Origin of the sequence: Alteribacter natronophilus (assembly GCF_006007885.1) — a bacterium.
GTDB lineage: Bacteria > Bacillota > Bacilli > Bacillales > Salisediminibacteriaceae > Alteribacter > Alteribacter natronophilus.
In genome coordinates this window covers 1,260,192-1,275,613 of the sequence record NZ_VCRO01000001.1, presented here as the reverse complement: position 1 = coordinate 1,275,613, position 15,422 = coordinate 1,260,192, and the positions used below count along the sequence as shown (strand labels likewise).

Below are 15,422 nucleotides of genomic sequence, written 5' to 3'. Positions count from 1 at the left end.
GAATAAACGGAAAACGGGGAAGGATCTATCTACAGCTGTTTTTTACATACTGCAATACCGATAGGGTAATAGACGTCCTTACGCTTCGTGCTCTCGATGGCCACGCCGTTCTGGAAAAAGTGCGAAATCTCCGCGAAATCGTACTGCTGTTCCTGAAAAAGCGAAAAGAACTCCGCCTCCGTAAGCTGGTGATAGTGAAACTCCTGGCCGCATGGTACACCGCGCCCTTCACCAAAAGGGGTGGAGATTACAAGTGTACCGCCGGGGTTAAGAAGTTCATTCAGCCGGCTCAGAAACACACGATCGTCCGGAACGTGTTCGATGGTTTCAAAAGAAAGGATCGTATCAAAGGTCCCGATCTGTTTTTTCAGTTCAGGGTCGAGGGCATCACCTGTCTGAAATTTCAGCAGGGGATGATAATAATGTTTTACTGCATAGTCGATTGTTTCCGGGCAGACGTCCACACCGAGCATATCAGAGATCTGTTTCTTCCGTGTTTTTGCAATAAACTTCGCCCCGTAACCTGTGCCGCAGGCAATGTCCAGAGTCCTCCCGGTGACATATGCTGCAGAGAAATGGTAGCGGGCGATATGCTCCAGAAGGGACTCATTCATAGGCTTCATGGCTTCGGGGATGACCCTTTCACCGGTATCTTTTAACACAGTCATCACCGCGATCTGTAAAAATTGGAAAAACGTCTAAAAGTGCACGAAAAACCACGGCAATCCTGAGCCGTGGAAGCAGATGAATTTAAATTGCAGTTTTCCGCTTGAGTGTTGTTTCTTTACTTCCCGAACCTTTACATGCCTGGCACGCAGAGGTTCTTTTTATGAAAAGTATTTCCTTCTCAATCTCGCCTGTTCCTTTACAATCAGGGCAGATCATTCGTATCGCCATGTTTGTAAATCTCCTCCTGACTTAAGCTTACTTACAATTTTAACACATTTAGACGAGATAGAAAAAACAGCCGCCTGGGGAGCGGCTGTTTTTCAAAAAAGAGCTTACTGCAGGTTGTTCGGATGATGTGCTTTACAGGAGATGCTGCTGAGAGCCTCACCGGCTTCATTGGCGTAAATATCCTGCGTTGACAGGTCTCCAAGCGAAAGCATCCCGACCACCTGACCGTTTTCCACCACCGGAAGACGGCGAATCTGGTTCTCCGCCATGAGACGGGCAGCTTCGTGAACATCCATCTGACTGTCAGCTACAGTAACCGTAGCACTCATGCACTGTGAGCACGGCGTATCCGGAGAGAGGTTGTGGGCTGTTGCACGGAGGGTAAGGTCACGGTCTGTAATAATACCGCGGATCTGGCCATTTTCCACAACCGGGATGGCACCGCAGTCGTTCTGCTCCATAAGGGCAGCAACTTCCTGGATGCTCTGTTCAGGCGAACATGAAGCACACCCTTTGCTCATATAATCGCGAATGGACTGGTTCATGATTTTCACTCCCTTTCGGACATAGGATGTGCACGGATTAAATAAACAAGTCCCAATGGACACTGGGAAATGAAGTCAGTTTTCCGGGGCGTTTTCACGCACACGGGCAGCCTGTCTGCTGCTATCTGCCGGATTTCCCTCCTGCACCTGTCGCAAAAGTACGTGAGATAAGGTGATAAACCCTGAAGTATGGTAATATTTTAAGTAAGAACTCATGATACAGGGGGAGGGAGCAGCATGCTGGTCACAGATCTAGCCGGCACTGAAATCGTACTGTTGTTCGTTGTGAATCCGCTTTTTGCCCTTCTGGCCGGTATTTTTGCCAGTACAGCAGGCAGGCGGTACAGACTGAACCCTGTAATGACATTCCTGGCTGTTTTTGCAGCAGGAACAGCCTTAATGATAACAGTCCAGAGATTTACACTTGAGCCGCCAATTTACGGGTACGCTGCATTTTACTCATTTCTGAGCCTGCTCGGTTTTGCATTTGGAAAAGCCATACAAAACGCCATTCACCGGGAAGAGGAGTAGTCCTCCCCCGGTGTTTCCTGTTTACGGCATTCGATTTCTGCTAATTAATAATCCCGTGATCGACGATCTCCACTTTTATTTCTGGTTCTATGGTGATTTCAGGGTATAACTCGTTCCATTTGTGTGTATCCCAGAAGTCAGGGTGATGGACCAGTACCCTGCGGCCGATTCCAAGCGCATCACAGTTGGATTCCTGCAGGGTCTTAAAGATTTCGCCTGCTTCAGCTGTGAACTGCTCCTCCAGACTGGTGTTGAGTTTTGCTATGTTTTCTTTCTCAGTGAGTTCGTTGTGGGGATACTCAATTGCTTCAACTTTCATCGTCAGTTTTACATTTGCTGTTACCTCATCCGAAGCATGATTCACGGTCACCTCTGTGCTGGCCGCTGTATCTCTTATACGAAGGGTGATGTAGTTGTCCTTGTCATCCTCTTCTTCCTCCTGGTGAACTTTTTCGGTAAGAAATGTGGCCGATCCGAGCTTTCCTTTCATAAGCAGCAGAAGGGTGGAATCCTCCACGGATAGAGACCCGGTCATCGTATCTCCGTTGAAAAGGGCATTACCGATCAGTCGGGGATTATCCTCCTCGTCCACTCCTATATAAGGTAAAATCATATCCTCCCCCGGATCCATCATAATCGGACAGATGAGCTGCACATTGATATCATCTACAATGGTGTTCGACTCAGCAGTTTCAAGGAGTTCAGCCACAAATTCACTCGTTCGCGGTTTATCGGTCAGTTTCATGTGAATGAGGTTACTTCCCACACCGTCAAACACAGCGATTTTCGCACCGAGGGACGAGCGGGGGTCCCTGTACATAATGTCGAGTGGAGGAAAGATATTTTTACGGGCGAGCGGTTCACCAAGCACGAGGATCCGCAGCTTTGCGGTATCAATCTGTTCGGATACTTTCCCATCAAGTGCCATCCGCGCTTCCCTGATTGTATGGCCTGTTCCTGACACGACCAGCGTCCGTTCTTCCGCCTGGTACTTCCGGGGCACAGGTGAAGAGATTGTGGACTGGTATATGCCGTCATCCAGAAGGTCCAGAGCGGCACTCTTTGCAATCGTAATATCCCTCAGCTGCCTGCTGTCCCAGCAGCCGGAAAGAAGCAGGAGGATGGCAAGGCTAAGAGGAATGAGTCGTTTCATGTTGCTGTCCTCCTTTAGAAGAGGGTTTTCCCCTGATCAGTGACAGGAGGTAAAGGAGCAGGGGGATCACAATGACCATGACGATACTGAAATAATCCACTCCTTCGGCGAACTTGGATATTGTCAGATTATTTGTCGGTCCCATGGCTATGAAAAATATGGCCCCTGACGTCCAGAGTGTCAGCTTTTTCCGTTTGACTCCTTTAAGGAGGTGCGCACCGGACAATGAGGCAAGGTACACATAGGTCATCAGGGAGGTGGTAACACTCACAATCCACATGGCAAGAAAAATCAGATCCAGTCTGTCAATTACCGGTGTGCTGAAAGTCTTAAGCATATAGAGAAGCGGCTGCGGCACGAGTTTCAGTTCAGGCGGACTGAAAAACATCATTGTTATAAGCACGGTAATTCCGTAAAAGGCTGTCGTAAACAGGTTGGCAAAAGTCGCCGTTTTAAGGACATCCCGCTTTTTTTTGTATTCAATATAAGGAAAGATAAACATAAAGACACTGAATCCGAGCATCGCCTGCATGGCAGCCATGACCCCTTTCAGGATGGGCCCGATGCCGTGATGTCCGATTGGAAAAATGTACAGTGGATTAAGGTCTCCAAGGGCGAATAAAAGAACCCCGACAACAAGGAGAAAGAGGGCACTGACGAACACATAAAACCTGACAATAATATGCAGCTTTTCCCGGCTTAAATACCAGGCACTGATAATTAGAAGCAGCTGAATAACCCAGCCGGGAGTAGCGGGAAACAGCCACGTCAGAATGATATTTTTGTAAATAACCAGCACCAGGATCGCAACGGTTATAAAATAAATCGTATAGGCCGTTGTGATCAGCCTCCCTGTCAGTCGTCCGGCGATAAGTTCCATGGCATGAAAGAGTATATGCTCCGGATAGCGGGACGACAGTGCATATAGAAGGAGTATGATGAGCTGGATGCCGATCCCTCCCAGGAAAACGCTCATCCACCCATCCCAGCCGGCTTCTTCATGAACGCTGAACGAAAGGGAAAGAATCCCAACGCCAATCTGGGTCTGCACAATGAAAAAAAACAGCTGCGGATGTGAGATTTTCATTTTTACGTTCATAGAAGTCGCTCCTCAGATGGCTGTGTCAGGATCAGGATTTCTGTGACTGGCCTTTTCCCTTTTTTTTAGGACTATTTTCAACATAGACCGTGTGCGGTAGACGGATAAACCGGTTTAACAGCCCTTTGGCATTCAGTGGTGCAAACGGATAGAAAAAAGGCTGGCCGATACTGGTCAGTTTGCAGAGGTGTATAAGATACAGGCTCAGACAGAAGACGATACCGAGAAAACCGAGCATGGAAGCCATGATCATGATTGGATACCGGAGAAGTCTCATTGCCATACTCATTTCGTGAACGGGTACAACGAAAGAGGATATGGCGGTCAGGGCAACAACGATGATCATGATACTGGAAATGAAACCGGCGTTGACAACGGCATCCCCGATAACAAGACCACCGACAATGCCGATCGTCTGCCCGATAGGTGTCGGCAGCCGGATACCGGCCTCACGGATCAGCTCCAGGGTCAGCTCCATAATCATCGCCTCCACCAGGGGAGGATAGGGTATGTGTTCAACTGCATCCTTAATTACATACGTCATGCCAAAAGGAATAATCTCGAAATGAAACGAGATGATCGCAATGTAGATTCCCGGCAGTGTCACTGCCAGGAGGAAACTGATGACCCGGATCAGCCGGAAAAAATTCCCTGCTGCCCAGCGGCTGTTATAATCGTCGGTTGACTGAAAGAACGAAAAAAATGTGACCGGCAGAACCAGCACAGTGGGATCCCCGTCGGTCAGGATGAGTATCCGGCCGTCAAGAAGGTTAAGGGCCGCCCTGTCGGCCCGTTCCGTGCTGATGAACTGGGGAAACAGTGAATAGATATTATCCTCCAGATACTCCTCAAGCACCCCGTTATTGAGCAGTTGATCTACTTTGATCTTTTTGAGCCTTCTCTGTATTTCATCAACCACTTCAGGGTCCGCTCTTCCTTCCATATACATCATGGCTGTTTTCGTCTGTGAAAGTTCCCCAAGAGTCGTATAGTTCACCTGGAGCGTCGGATGGCTGATGAGATTTCTTATAAGCTGGATATTGACCCCGATGTTTTCGATAAAGCCGCTGTGGCTTCCCCGGATAACCTGTTCGTTATCCGGCTCTCCGATATCCCGCTTGACCACGCTGTTGGTACTGAGAATATAGCAGTGGCCCTTTCCTTCAAGAAGAAGAATGCTTTTCCCTGAAAGAAGTTCACTGACAGCATCCGAGAGATGGACCATTTTGGCCGAATCCATATCCTGAAGCATCCGCTCGAGTTTTACCTCCGAGTCGATATCCCTCAGTTTCTGATAAAGGTAACTGTTGAGCTTGTCGGTATCTGACATCGTCTCAATGTAAAAAAGGTGACACGTGCCGGGCAGTTCGGTTCTCAGACTTTTTTCAACGAGATCTTCCGTGTAGTAAAGTGTCTCCTTGATGTAACGGCGGTTCTTATTCATGTCAAAGGAGACCGGGAAGGTGGGAATATCCGGCGGCTCAACGAGCTGCTCCTGCTTCTGCCCTTTCTTTGCGCTGTTTTTCGTATGTTTAAAAGCTTTAAACAGGCCCACTGCAGCTCGCCTCCTGAAAATGTCATATCCTTAATGTCTCTCAGTAACCGGGCAAATTATACACGTCTGGGCAGAATGTGGCAGTCCGACCTGAGTGTGCTAAAATAAGAAATAAACAGTTATGAGGAGGAAGCATCATGAAGTTTATCAGTAACGAGGGAATTACGGATCCTCAAATCAACCTTGCCATTGAGGAATACGCCCTTAAACACCTCGATCCGGAAGATACATATCTGCTTTTTTATGTTAACGGACCGTCAATTATTGTCGGGAAGAATCAGAACACGATTGAGGAAATTAACAGGGATTACGTGGATGAGAACGGCATTAAAGTCGTCCGCCGGCTCAGTGGAGGCGGGGCTGTTTACCATGATACGGGTAATCTGAATTTCAGTTTTATTACAAAGGATGACGGAGAGAGCTTTCACAATTTCCGCAAATTTACCCGGCCGGTAGTGGACGCCCTTCAGAAACTGGGCGTGGATGCTGAGATGACCGGAAGAAACGATCTCCAGGTCGGGGAACGGAAAATCTCAGGTAACGCACAGTATACGATCAAAGGCAGAATGTTCAGCCACGGCACACTTCTTCTTGATTCGGAGATGGAAAACGTGGTGAAAGCCCTGAATGTAAGTGATGAGAAAATCCGTTCAAAGGGAATCAAATCGATCCGCAGCCGGGTGGCAAACATTAATGAATTTCTTGATGAGCCTCTTTCAATGGAGGAATTTAAGAACCTTCTGCTCCGCTATATTTTTGATGGAACAGAAGACATTCCGGAGTATAAGCTTACTGAGGAAGACTGGAAGGGAATTGAACGTATTTCTTCCGAACGATACCGGAACTGGGACTGGAATTACGGGAAATCTCCTAAATTTGATCTTAAACGTTCCAGACGTTTTGACGCAGGGACCGTGGATATCCGCCTTGACGTCAGAAAAGGGTTGATTACAGACTGCAAAATCTTCGGGGATTTTTTCGGTGCCGGGGAAGTGATCGATGTTGAAAAGGCGCTGATCGGCAGCCGTTACTCGAGGGAGGAAATCGAACAGGTCTTTAACGAACTCGATACAAAGCATTATTTCGGTCCCGTACCGAAAGAAGAGCTCGTTGATCTCGTATACTGAAAGAAGGTATAAGGATTAAGGATATTATAGATTGTTCAAAAATCACGAGACGCCTGCGGGAAAAGCAAGAGCTGCGAGCGTATACACCCTGTGCAGGCTTCGAGCTGCTTCGACGCAGACAGCTTCCAAGTTCAACTTGCAGAGGAAGAAGCAGAAGTACTTCCCCGGCTAGCTGCAGCCTTGCCCGCGGCAAGCGAGTGTATTTTTGAACAATCAAAATTAGTATACTCATACAGGAAAAGGCCCTCACCGATGGTGAGGGCCCTTCTTATTAGCTGGATTTTCTTATTCTATTTCTTATTTAGACTGAATTGCAGCTGTCAGTGCAACCTCAACCATTTCGTTGAACGTTTCCTGGCGCTCCTGGGAGCTTGTTTCCTCACCAGTGATGAGATGGTCACTCACAGTAAGAACGCTCAGGGCATGTACACCAAAGCGTGCAGCAATCGTGTAAAGGGCGGAAGATTCCATTTCAACTGCCAGTACCTGGTGATCGGCAAGCTTCTGAACAGTGTCCTTGTAGTCGTTGTAGAAAACGTCACTTGTAAAGACGTTCCCGACTCGCACATTCAGACCGCTTTCCACTGCACCATCGTATGCGGCTTTTAATAGCCCGAAGTCCGCTGTAGGAGCGAAGTCGATGCCGTCAAAGTAACGGCGGTTCACCCCGGAATCACTGGAAGCACTCTGGGCGAGGATCACGTCACGGACTTTTACATCTTTCTGGAAAGCTCCGCACGTACCTACGCGAATCAGATTCTTGACCCCGTAGCTGTTGATCAGCTCGTGTACGTAGATGGAGATGGACGGTACACCCATTCCCGTTCCCTGAACGGAGATACGCTCACCTTTGTATGTTCCTGTGTAGCCGAGCATGCCCCGGACTTCGTTGTAGCAGGTTACGTCTTCGAGAAAGTTTTCAGCGATATATTTCGCACGGAGAGGGTCCCCGGGAAGCAGAATGGATTCTGCAATTTCGCCTTCTTTGGCACCAATATGTACGCTCATAATAAAGCCTCCTATAAAATCCTTCAATTAAGCTCCGCCTTTCGGGTTCACCTCAGTGACCCCGGCAGCGCCTGTCCTCCTCTAGAATAGCTAAAACGAAAGGCTTAAGTCAACTTACAGCAGCAAATTTACAGAAGGAGGGGGAGTTTTCTGCCTGTGTGGTTTTCTTCTCGTGAAGTCACTCGGAATACGGAACTGGTACTTAATATTATTCCGATTCCGGTCCGCACTTCTGTTTAACAAAATACCCCGTCTGTGCACACAAGCTCACAGACGGGGGCTTAAAAACGATTCTTTATTTCTCTTCATTTCCAAGAACGCGGTTTACCCGCTTACGGAGCATTTTCATACCGCCTCCGCCAGCCTGGAAGTGGCGAAGTTTGCCTTCTTCGTCGAACACGTAGTAGGCAGGGACATACTGGTTTTCAAATGCATCTGTAAGTTTGTGTTCGTTGTCCACAAAAATCGGCTGGGTAATGTCGTGGCTCATAGCCATCGCTTTAATAACGCTCATGTCCAGATCTTTCTCGGAACGCGGCATATGAACAGCCACCACGTTCAGATCATCTTCGAATTCGTCACGGAATTCGTTGATGTCCGGCATCGCTTCTTTACAGAGTCCGCAGCTGACAGACCAGAAGTGGAACAGGGTTGGTTTATCTCCTACAAGATCTTCACGGGTAAGTTCATCGTTGAGCCATTCTGTGGCGCCTGTAAGTTCAGGCATTTCTGCTCTAAGTTTCATAAAGTCATCACTCCTGTACTGGTAGTTGTTCTGTTCGGCAGTTCACAATTAAAGGAGGCACGATGCCGGGATGACACCGTGCACAGGGAATTTCTGCTTAAGTTAGAGGGTCGCCTGTCCCGGCTTCCAGTTTGCAGGGCAGAGCCCACCTGTCTGAAGTGCCTGCAGCACGCGCAGGGTTTCGTCTACGTCACGGCCGATGTTGTTATGGTTGACAACCGAGTACATAAGCTCGCCTTCAGGACTGATGATGAAGAGTCCGCGGAGTGCTACACCTTCATCTTCGAGAAGTACGCCGTATTCACGGGCGACACGGTGGTTCGTGTCCGCTGCAAGTGAATGCTCGAGCTTACCAAGGCCGTTATCGTCACGGTCAGTATTAATCCATGCAAGGTGTGTGTGGATTGTATCTGTAGAAACGCCGATTACTTCGGCATCGAGATCCTCGAATTCATCCTGACGGTCACTGAGGGAGGTGATTTCCGTAGGGCAGACGAATGTGAAGTCCATCGGATAGAAGTAAAGGACTGTCCACTTGTCGTTTTTCATATTTTCTTCGAGAGAGACTTTCCCGAATTCCTTATTAGGAAGTACTGCGTCCATTTCGAATCTTGGTGCCTGTTTTGCTACCATGCGCTTGTCTGTCACAAAAATCTCTCCTTTGTTAATAACTATTATTAATTGATACAAATTATATTTTAACAAATAGAATTCGTATGTCAACAGTTAATTATAATAATTATAATTTACATTCTGTTTTCGCCGGCTTACTGTTTCCCATTATACGGGTCTTGAACAGACCTTCAAGAAAAATGCTCACAGATGTACAAACATCGTGAGCATTTATAAGAAGGAAAGCTTTCTCAATCATTCGATACGATTCTCACTGGACGAAGAGGGTCTTTTCTGCCCAGGACATGACCTCTTTTTTCGTAAGAGATGGCTCATCAAGCCATTTCGCCTCCATTTCCAGCAGCCAATCCTTAAACGATGGACCGGGTTCAAGGCCGAGATCAATCAGATCCTGTCCGGTTATCTGTCCTTTTACACGCTCTCTCTCAACCAGATAGGTACGGCCGGATTCCGCTGTTTTCTTGTCTTCCGACCCTGCTTTGGCAAAATAGACAGCAGAGGCGATCGTACTTTTTCCTGCCAGAAGCCTGTGCCAGTCAGACAGGCGGGGGAAATCTCCCGCTGCCGCATCACAAATGGAACGAATATCCGATACGAGCTGCGTTTCCTGTTTATTCTGACCGTAGGAAAGGCATTCGAGGAATGCTTCTTCCGTAAAGCTGGACAGCAGAACCAGAATCGCGGTCCAGTCATGAAGGGGAGTGTCTGCAGCGTTTATCTGCTTTACTATTTCTTCATAAACAGTAAGTCGCGACAGGCAGGTGATAACATCCTCGTGGGATGAAAGAATGTAAGGCAGTACACCGAGATCTGCTGCTCTTTTGACGAAGTAGACAGGACTTTCTTCAGCGAGAAGGCGTGAAAGCTCTCCTGCAAGTCTCGACTTTGAGACGGAAGTGAGGGTTCGTCCATGATTTTTTGCCAGGTTTTCGGTCTGCTCGTCCATTTTGAATGAAAAGCGGTGTTCAAACCGGAGAGCGCGAAGGATGCGGGTCGGATCCTCGGTGAAGCTCAGGTTATACAGTACTTTAATCTTTCCGCTCCGAATGTCCATGTAGCCGTTGAAGAAATCAATGAGTTGGCCGAAGTCTTCGGGGGACAGTGACATTCCCAGGGCGTTAATCGTAAAGTCCCTTCTGTAGAGATCTTCTTTAATACTGGAGAGTTCGACCTGAGGAAGTGCAGCAGGATAATCATAGTACTCCGTCCTTGCGCTTGTCAGGTCGATTTTAATCCCATGCGGGGATGTCCATGTTGCCGTCTGGAACGCTTCATGTGTGCGTACGGATCCGCCTTCCTCTGCAGCCAGGTTTTCCCCGAGTTCTATAGCATTTCCTTCCACGACGATATCTATATCTTCATTTTCACGACCCAGTATAAGATCTCTTACGATGCCGCCGATCAGGTAGGGCTTCATATTGAGATTTGAAGCTCTGTTTCCAATGAGGGTGATCAGGGTGTAGAGTTCTTCAGACAGTCGGCTTTTTGCCGCAAATGCAAGATTAGTGCTGGGAGTGCCTTCCGACGCTGCTATTCCGGCTTTCGGTTTAGGGGATTTCCCCTGGAGGGCCTCGATGACATTCGATCGGGATACGATACCCAGCACCTCACCGTGATCAATAACAGGCATCCTTCCCACGTTTTTTTCGGTCATAATGGCCTGGATTTCCTCAAGAGACGTATCAGGTGTAATCGTAACCGGGGAGGTGCTCATATAGCCTTTAACCGGAGCGTGCCCAAGGTTGTGATGCAGGGCTTTGTCCACGTCACGGCGGGAAATGATGCCGGCGAGTCTGCCTTGTTCCGTAACAGGAAAGCCTGTATGGCCGTATCTGTAGAGCATTTTGGATACATCCTCCACAGAGGTGTCTGGAGCAACGACTCTGACGGGGCTGCTCATAATATCTTTTGCCGTTATATTCGATCCGGTAATTGACTGAAGCTGATGGCGCAGTTCATCGGCAAGGACGAAGGGGGAGAGATCCTTGCGCATGGCACTGGCCGCTTTGGCATGACCGCCGCCCCCGAGTGTTTTTACTACCGGAAGCACGTTGATCCGGTCGGATGCGGAACGTGCAGTGACAAAAGTTTTATCACTCATTCTGACGAGACAGAAGATCGCGTCCGCCCCGGTTACGGAAAGTAAAATGCCGGCAATCGAGGCGAGTCCCCCTGTGTAGCTGTCCTGTTCATGAACGGCAACGGCAACATCAACCCCATCAAAATACTCTATTTCCAACCCGTCCATAAGAGCCCGGAAAAGCATCTGCTCCTCTCCGCTCAGTGGAGCTTCCCTGAACTGTTCAACAACTTCAAGACTGGCACCTGCCTTAAGAAGACGGCTTCCGGCAAGCAGGTCTTCCGGGCAGGTTGAAGAGTAGCTGAGACTTCCGGTATCTGAATAGAGGCCAAGTGCAAACAGGGTGGCCTCAAAAGGGGAGACTTCAATGGATTCGTTATCAATCATCTCCAGAAGAACGGTAATACACGCTCCGTATTTTTTATGTATGCACGTAAAGGATGCTGTTTCAGGCGGCGGATCCCCGTGATGATCGTAGGCCAGGACCGGAATGTCTTCCGCAAGGCGGGCGGCCTTTCCGGTACGCTGGAGTGAGGAGGTGTCGGTGAGGATCGCCTCCGTTACGCTTTCCCAGTTCACGTGCCGTTCATCTGTAATGGAAAAAAGATCCTTATGTATGGCGAGGTAATGAGCGACAGCTGACTGGCATTTGCCGGGCAGCACGAGTAGGGCATCCGGATGAAGTTTTTTTGCGGCCACCATGGAAGCAAGGCCGTCAAAATCAAGGTTTGTATGGGAAAGGATTACCTGCATAATTGCTCTCCTTTAATGAATATTTTTCGTTATAAATCAGCTGGTGATTCAGGATGCTGAATATACTGCATATGAATTAAGGATCATAAGCCGGCAGGGAACGGTAAGCAGTTCTCCTTAAAGAGGGGAAAGGGCCGCTTTCTTCAACCGTCATCCCTTCCGTTAACAGTCTGCCCCTGTTAAACTGACGGAAACGCATGAAACAGGGAAGGTAAGAAAAAAGAGCGTCCTTTTGCTGGCAAAAGGTCGCTCTCGAGCTACATCTTTCTGACGCGGAACGTACTGATCATCATAAAGGACAATCCGAGTATGATCCACATAAAGGCCGGTGCAGGCATCGTGTTGTTTAACATATGGCTCAGTGTCAGGATACAGCCGGCTGCGGTAATAGGCAGACCCACGAAGAACCCTTCCTGCTCTGTAACATTGAACCTGGCAAGTCTAATTGCACCACAGGCAATAAAGATAATGGTAAATACCATACCTGCCGCCGAAAACTGGTATAATACTGATTGATAGAGAAGTAACGCAGGGGCTACGCCAAATGATATAATATCACATAATGAATCCAATTGTTTTCCCATGTCTGAAGTAATGTTAAGTTTTCTGGCTACTTTTCCATCGAGCCTGTCGAACACGGCAGCAAGGACGATAAAGGCTACACTCATACCGTATTGTCCCTGGAGTACTGCCAAAATGGCAAACCCGCCGAGGCTGAGATTGAAGATTGTCAGCAGATTGGCTGTCTGGCTCCGGAACTTCCGGAAAGTGTTATCAAATAAATGCTGTAACAGCGTCAACGTCATCACTCCTTCGTTTTGTGACGTGAAATTGCAGTCTGCTTAAATATTTATTTTACCATAATACAGTCTTTTAAACTACTAATAACTGTCACCTGCCGAATGATAAAGCAGGGGGCCTGTTTGAATGCGTGGAGGAATTTACCTGATGAAGAAACAACTTTACCGATCATTAATGGAACTTACAAAAAGCCCATTGCAGTCGTGGGGAATCCGTACTTTTGCGCAGTCCCGTGCGAGCCGTCCCCTCGTCCGCTCATTTGCAAAAGTATATAACATTAATATGGAGGAAGCGAAGGAGAAGGTTGAGAATTTCGACAGTCTCCAGTCGCTGTTTATCAGAGAGCTTGCTCCCGGCTCCAGAACCGTCTGCACAAATGCCGATTCTGTCGTCAGCCCGGTGGACGGCTTTCTCGCTGACACGGGCAGAATCGATGAGACTGCTTCATTTTTCATTAAAGGTCAGCCGTACGACGTGCGGGAACTTGTAGGACTCAAAAATACGAGCAGCCGCTACATTGGTGGTAAGTATATGTTATTTTACCTGAGCCCGACCGATTACCACAGAATTCACAGCCCGGTGGACGGAACGGTTCTGAAGACGTGGGCACTGGGGCGGCATTCGTCACCTGTAAACCCTGTGGGGCTGGCACTCGGCGACCGGGTACTGGCTAAAAACTACCGGATGCTCACTGAAATGAAAACACCTGAAGGGAAACATGCATGTGTCATCAAAATAGGCGCATTGAACGTAAACAGCATTCATCCTCACATCTCCATAAAAGAAGGAAAGATGGAAAAGGGACAGGAGATGGCGTACTTTTCATTCGGATCGAGCGTCATGCTTCTTTTTGAAGACGGAATGATTGAGGAAAACGATCCGTTAGAGCGGCCTGTTAAGCAGGGGGAACCTATAGCACAGATCTGCCACAGCTGATCAGGTGAAGCCGGCCTGCCTGGAACAGATAATCTGAATAAGAAAAAACGGTGCCAATTATCGCTTATCGATAGTTGGCACCGTTTTGCTGGTCTAAAATAACCTGATAAAGCCTGTTGGGCGGTGTACTAATCCGATTCACCGATATCATGGCAATCCAGGGGCTGCTTGTACTTTAATTTACGAGTTACAAAGTCGTTGATTGTTCAAAAATCACGAGACGCCTGCGGGAAAAAGCAGGGTCTGAAGATCCACCGGGGCGATCCCGCACAGTTAGCTGAAGCCCTGCCCGCGGCAAGCGAGTGTATTTTTGAACAATCAGCACTAATTATATACTGAAAACAGGAAAGAGCTCTCACCGATGGTGAGAGCTCTTCTTATTAGCTGGTTTTGTTCCAGCTTCTTTTTATACTCAGTCCCAAATGGAGAGGGCAGCCTCCGGGCTTAATCTTTCCTATGAATTACTTTCCCGGTTTTTCCGGTACTTTTTCATGTCCTCCGCAAGATCGTCCTGCGTACTGCGGTCCCACATTTTCACTCCTACGTTGTAGGCGGATTTGGAAATCATAAATCCGGCTACCGGGGCGGTCAGGAATACAAACAGGATCGTGAGGAGGAACTTTCCGACGAAGTCACCCTGTACGACGAGAAAGTAAAGAAAGACCCCGATCATAATACTGATTACCCCGAGCGTCGCACTTTTTGTCGCTGCGTGCAGGCGGCCGTATACGTCGGGAAAACGCATGATTCCAAAGGAACCGAGGGCACTCAGTGCTGCCCCGATCAGAATAAAAATACTAACGATCACCTCGATCAATGACAACACCTCCCTCGATAAATTTCGCCAGTGCAATTGAGCCTACAAAAGCAAGAATCGCAATAACGAGAATGACCTCCGCGTACATGAGTGTATTCTGGATCAGCATGATGATGCCGATGAAGCCGATCAAATTAATCCCAATTGTATCAAGGGCCACAACCCGGTCTGACAGGGTGGGGCCAATGATGACCCGGATAAACAGAATGGCAATGGAGATGGCCATGATCACAAGTGCAATATTAGCCAGTGTGTACAGCATTACTTGGTCACCTCCAAAATAGCCTTCTCAAATGAATTCTGAATTTCATCGATCGCTTTATCCTTGTCAGGTACATGAATGGCGTGGACATAAATTGTTTTCGCATCCGGGGAGAAGTACATGGAAAGTGTCCCCGGAGTAAGTGAAATCAAAGTTGAAAGAAGTGTCACTTCCCATTCGGTTTCAAGCCTGGTGGGAACTGCAATGATTCCCGGCTCGATATTCAGCTTAGGTCTGAGAATGATTCTGATCACATCGATGTTTGCCTCAATAAGTTTATAGATAAACAGCAGGATCAGCTTTACGAGGGCTATAACCCTCGCAAAGTAGAACCTGAACTTCAGGAAGCGTCTTAAGAAGTAGAGGATAAACAGTCCCACAACATATCCGATCCCGAATTCGAGAACGTTGGCCTCGTCTCTTAAGAGCATCCAGATAAACGCGATTGCAATGTTTATTAAGATTTGAAAAGCCATTTTA

Annotated in this window: 17 protein-coding genes; 3 read left to right on the top strand and 14 right to left on the bottom strand. The window is 48.0% G+C overall.

From position 1 onward, the window contains the following. Nucleotides 1–29: 29 nt before the first annotated feature. The 3 genes from FGB90_RS06435 to FGB90_RS06430 form a co-directional block, all read right to left on the bottom strand. Complete coding sequence (locus FGB90_RS06435) at nt 30–668, bottom strand: class I SAM-dependent methyltransferase (protein WP_138809692.1); 639 nt, start codon at nt 666–668, stop codon at nt 30–32. 82 nt (nt 669–750) lie between these two features. Next, a complete protein-coding gene (locus FGB90_RS19620; protein ID WP_171051723.1) occupies nt 751–897 on the bottom strand; it encodes a hypothetical protein in 147 nt (48 codons plus the stop codon). A gap of 104 nt (nt 898–1,001) precedes the next feature. Beyond that, nucleotides 1,002–1,442 (bottom strand): CBS domain-containing protein, encoded by a 441-nt coding sequence (locus tag FGB90_RS06430; RefSeq protein ID WP_138809691.1) that lies wholly within the window; start codon nt 1,440–1,442, stop codon nt 1,002–1,004. Nucleotides 1,443–1,679: 237 nt separating this feature from the next. On the opposite strand from FGB90_RS06430, the gene FGB90_RS06425 reads away from it, so the two are divergent. Continuing rightward, nucleotides 1,680–1,973, top strand: coding sequence for a hypothetical protein (locus FGB90_RS06425; protein WP_138809690.1), 294 nt, complete (start codon nt 1,680–1,682; stop codon nt 1,971–1,973). A gap of 40 nt (nt 1,974–2,013) precedes the next feature. Here FGB90_RS06425 and FGB90_RS06420 read toward each other — a convergent pair whose 3' ends face one another. The 3 genes from FGB90_RS06420 to FGB90_RS06410 are packed head-to-tail and all read right to left on the bottom strand — an operon-like array spanning nt 2,014 to nt 5,780. Beyond that, a complete protein-coding gene (locus FGB90_RS06420; protein WP_138809689.1) occupies nt 2,014–3,126 on the bottom strand; it encodes a Ger(x)C family spore germination protein in 1,113 nt (370 codons plus the stop codon). Continuing rightward, a complete protein-coding gene (locus FGB90_RS06415; protein ID WP_138809688.1) occupies nt 3,104–4,225 on the bottom strand; it encodes a GerAB/ArcD/ProY family transporter in 1,122 nt (373 codons plus the stop codon). The genes FGB90_RS06420 and FGB90_RS06415 overlap by 23 nt, the downstream gene beginning before the upstream one ends. Nucleotides 4,226–4,256: 31 nt before the next feature. After that, nucleotides 4,257–5,780: a spore germination protein gene (locus FGB90_RS06410; RefSeq protein WP_138809687.1), complete on the bottom strand. Its 1,524-nt coding sequence runs from the start codon at nt 5,778–5,780 to the stop codon at nt 4,257–4,259. 137 nt (nt 5,781–5,917) lie between these two features. On the opposite strand from FGB90_RS06410, the gene lplA reads away from it, so the two are divergent. Next, on the top strand, nt 5,918–6,907 hold the full coding sequence (gene lplA, locus FGB90_RS06405; RefSeq protein WP_138809686.1) for a lipoate--protein ligase: 990 nt from the start codon (nt 5,918–5,920) through the stop codon (nt 6,905–6,907). Between the two features lie 297 nt (nt 6,908–7,204). On the opposite strand, the gene deoD is transcribed toward lplA, so the two are convergent. The 5 genes from deoD to pssA all read right to left on the bottom strand — a co-directional run bounded on the left by deoD (nt 7,205) and on the right by pssA (nt 12,926). After that, the gene (deoD, locus tag FGB90_RS06400; RefSeq protein WP_138809685.1) at nt 7,205–7,915 is read right to left on the bottom strand and encodes a purine-nucleoside phosphorylase; all 711 of its coding nucleotides are present in this window, start codon (nt 7,913–7,915) and stop codon (nt 7,205–7,207) included. Nucleotides 7,916–8,210: 295 nt separating this feature from the next. Next, entirely contained in the window at nt 8,211–8,660 is a 450-nt protein-coding gene (locus FGB90_RS06395) for a redoxin domain-containing protein (RefSeq protein WP_138809684.1), read from the bottom strand. Between the two features lie 102 nt (nt 8,661–8,762). After that, nucleotides 8,763–9,293, bottom strand: a complete 531-nt coding sequence (locus tag FGB90_RS06390) for a peroxiredoxin (RefSeq protein ID WP_138810069.1) — start codon at nt 9,291–9,293, stop codon at nt 8,763–8,765. A 250-nt stretch (nt 9,294–9,543) separates the two neighbouring features. Beyond that, the gene (locus tag FGB90_RS06385; RefSeq protein ID WP_138809683.1) at nt 9,544–12,126 is read right to left on the bottom strand and encodes a CBS domain-containing protein; all 2,583 of its coding nucleotides are present in this window, start codon (nt 12,124–12,126) and stop codon (nt 9,544–9,546) included. A 257-nt stretch (nt 12,127–12,383) separates the two neighbouring features. Next, the gene (gene pssA / locus FGB90_RS06380; protein WP_138809682.1) at nt 12,384–12,926 is read right to left on the bottom strand and encodes a CDP-diacylglycerol--serine O-phosphatidyltransferase; all 543 of its coding nucleotides are present in this window, start codon (nt 12,924–12,926) and stop codon (nt 12,384–12,386) included. Nucleotides 12,927–13,074: 148 nt separating this feature from the next. On the opposite strand from pssA, the gene FGB90_RS06375 reads away from it, so the two are divergent. After that, nucleotides 13,075–13,863 (top strand): phosphatidylserine decarboxylase, encoded by a 789-nt coding sequence (locus tag FGB90_RS06375; RefSeq protein WP_171051722.1) that lies wholly within the window; start codon nt 13,075–13,077, stop codon nt 13,861–13,863. Between the two features lie 454 nt (nt 13,864–14,317). Here the strand turns inward: FGB90_RS06375 and mnhG are convergent, their stop codons facing one another. From mnhG to FGB90_RS06360, 3 genes are read right to left on the bottom strand one after another with little or no spacing between them, the layout of a single operon-like run. Next, on the bottom strand, nt 14,318–14,680 hold the full coding sequence (gene mnhG, locus FGB90_RS06370) for a monovalent cation/H(+) antiporter subunit G (RefSeq protein WP_438502675.1): 363 nt from the start codon (nt 14,678–14,680) through the stop codon (nt 14,318–14,320). Next, the gene (locus tag FGB90_RS06365; protein ID WP_138809679.1) at nt 14,661–14,942 is read right to left on the bottom strand and encodes a Na(+)/H(+) antiporter subunit F1; all 282 of its coding nucleotides are present in this window, start codon (nt 14,940–14,942) and stop codon (nt 14,661–14,663) included. The genes mnhG and FGB90_RS06365 overlap by 20 nt, the downstream gene beginning before the upstream one ends. Continuing rightward, on the bottom strand, nt 14,942–15,418 hold the full coding sequence (locus FGB90_RS06360) for a Na+/H+ antiporter subunit E (RefSeq protein WP_138809678.1): 477 nt from the start codon (nt 15,416–15,418) through the stop codon (nt 14,942–14,944). The genes FGB90_RS06365 and FGB90_RS06360 overlap by 1 nt, the downstream gene beginning before the upstream one ends. Nucleotides 15,419–15,422 lie beyond the last annotated feature (4 nt).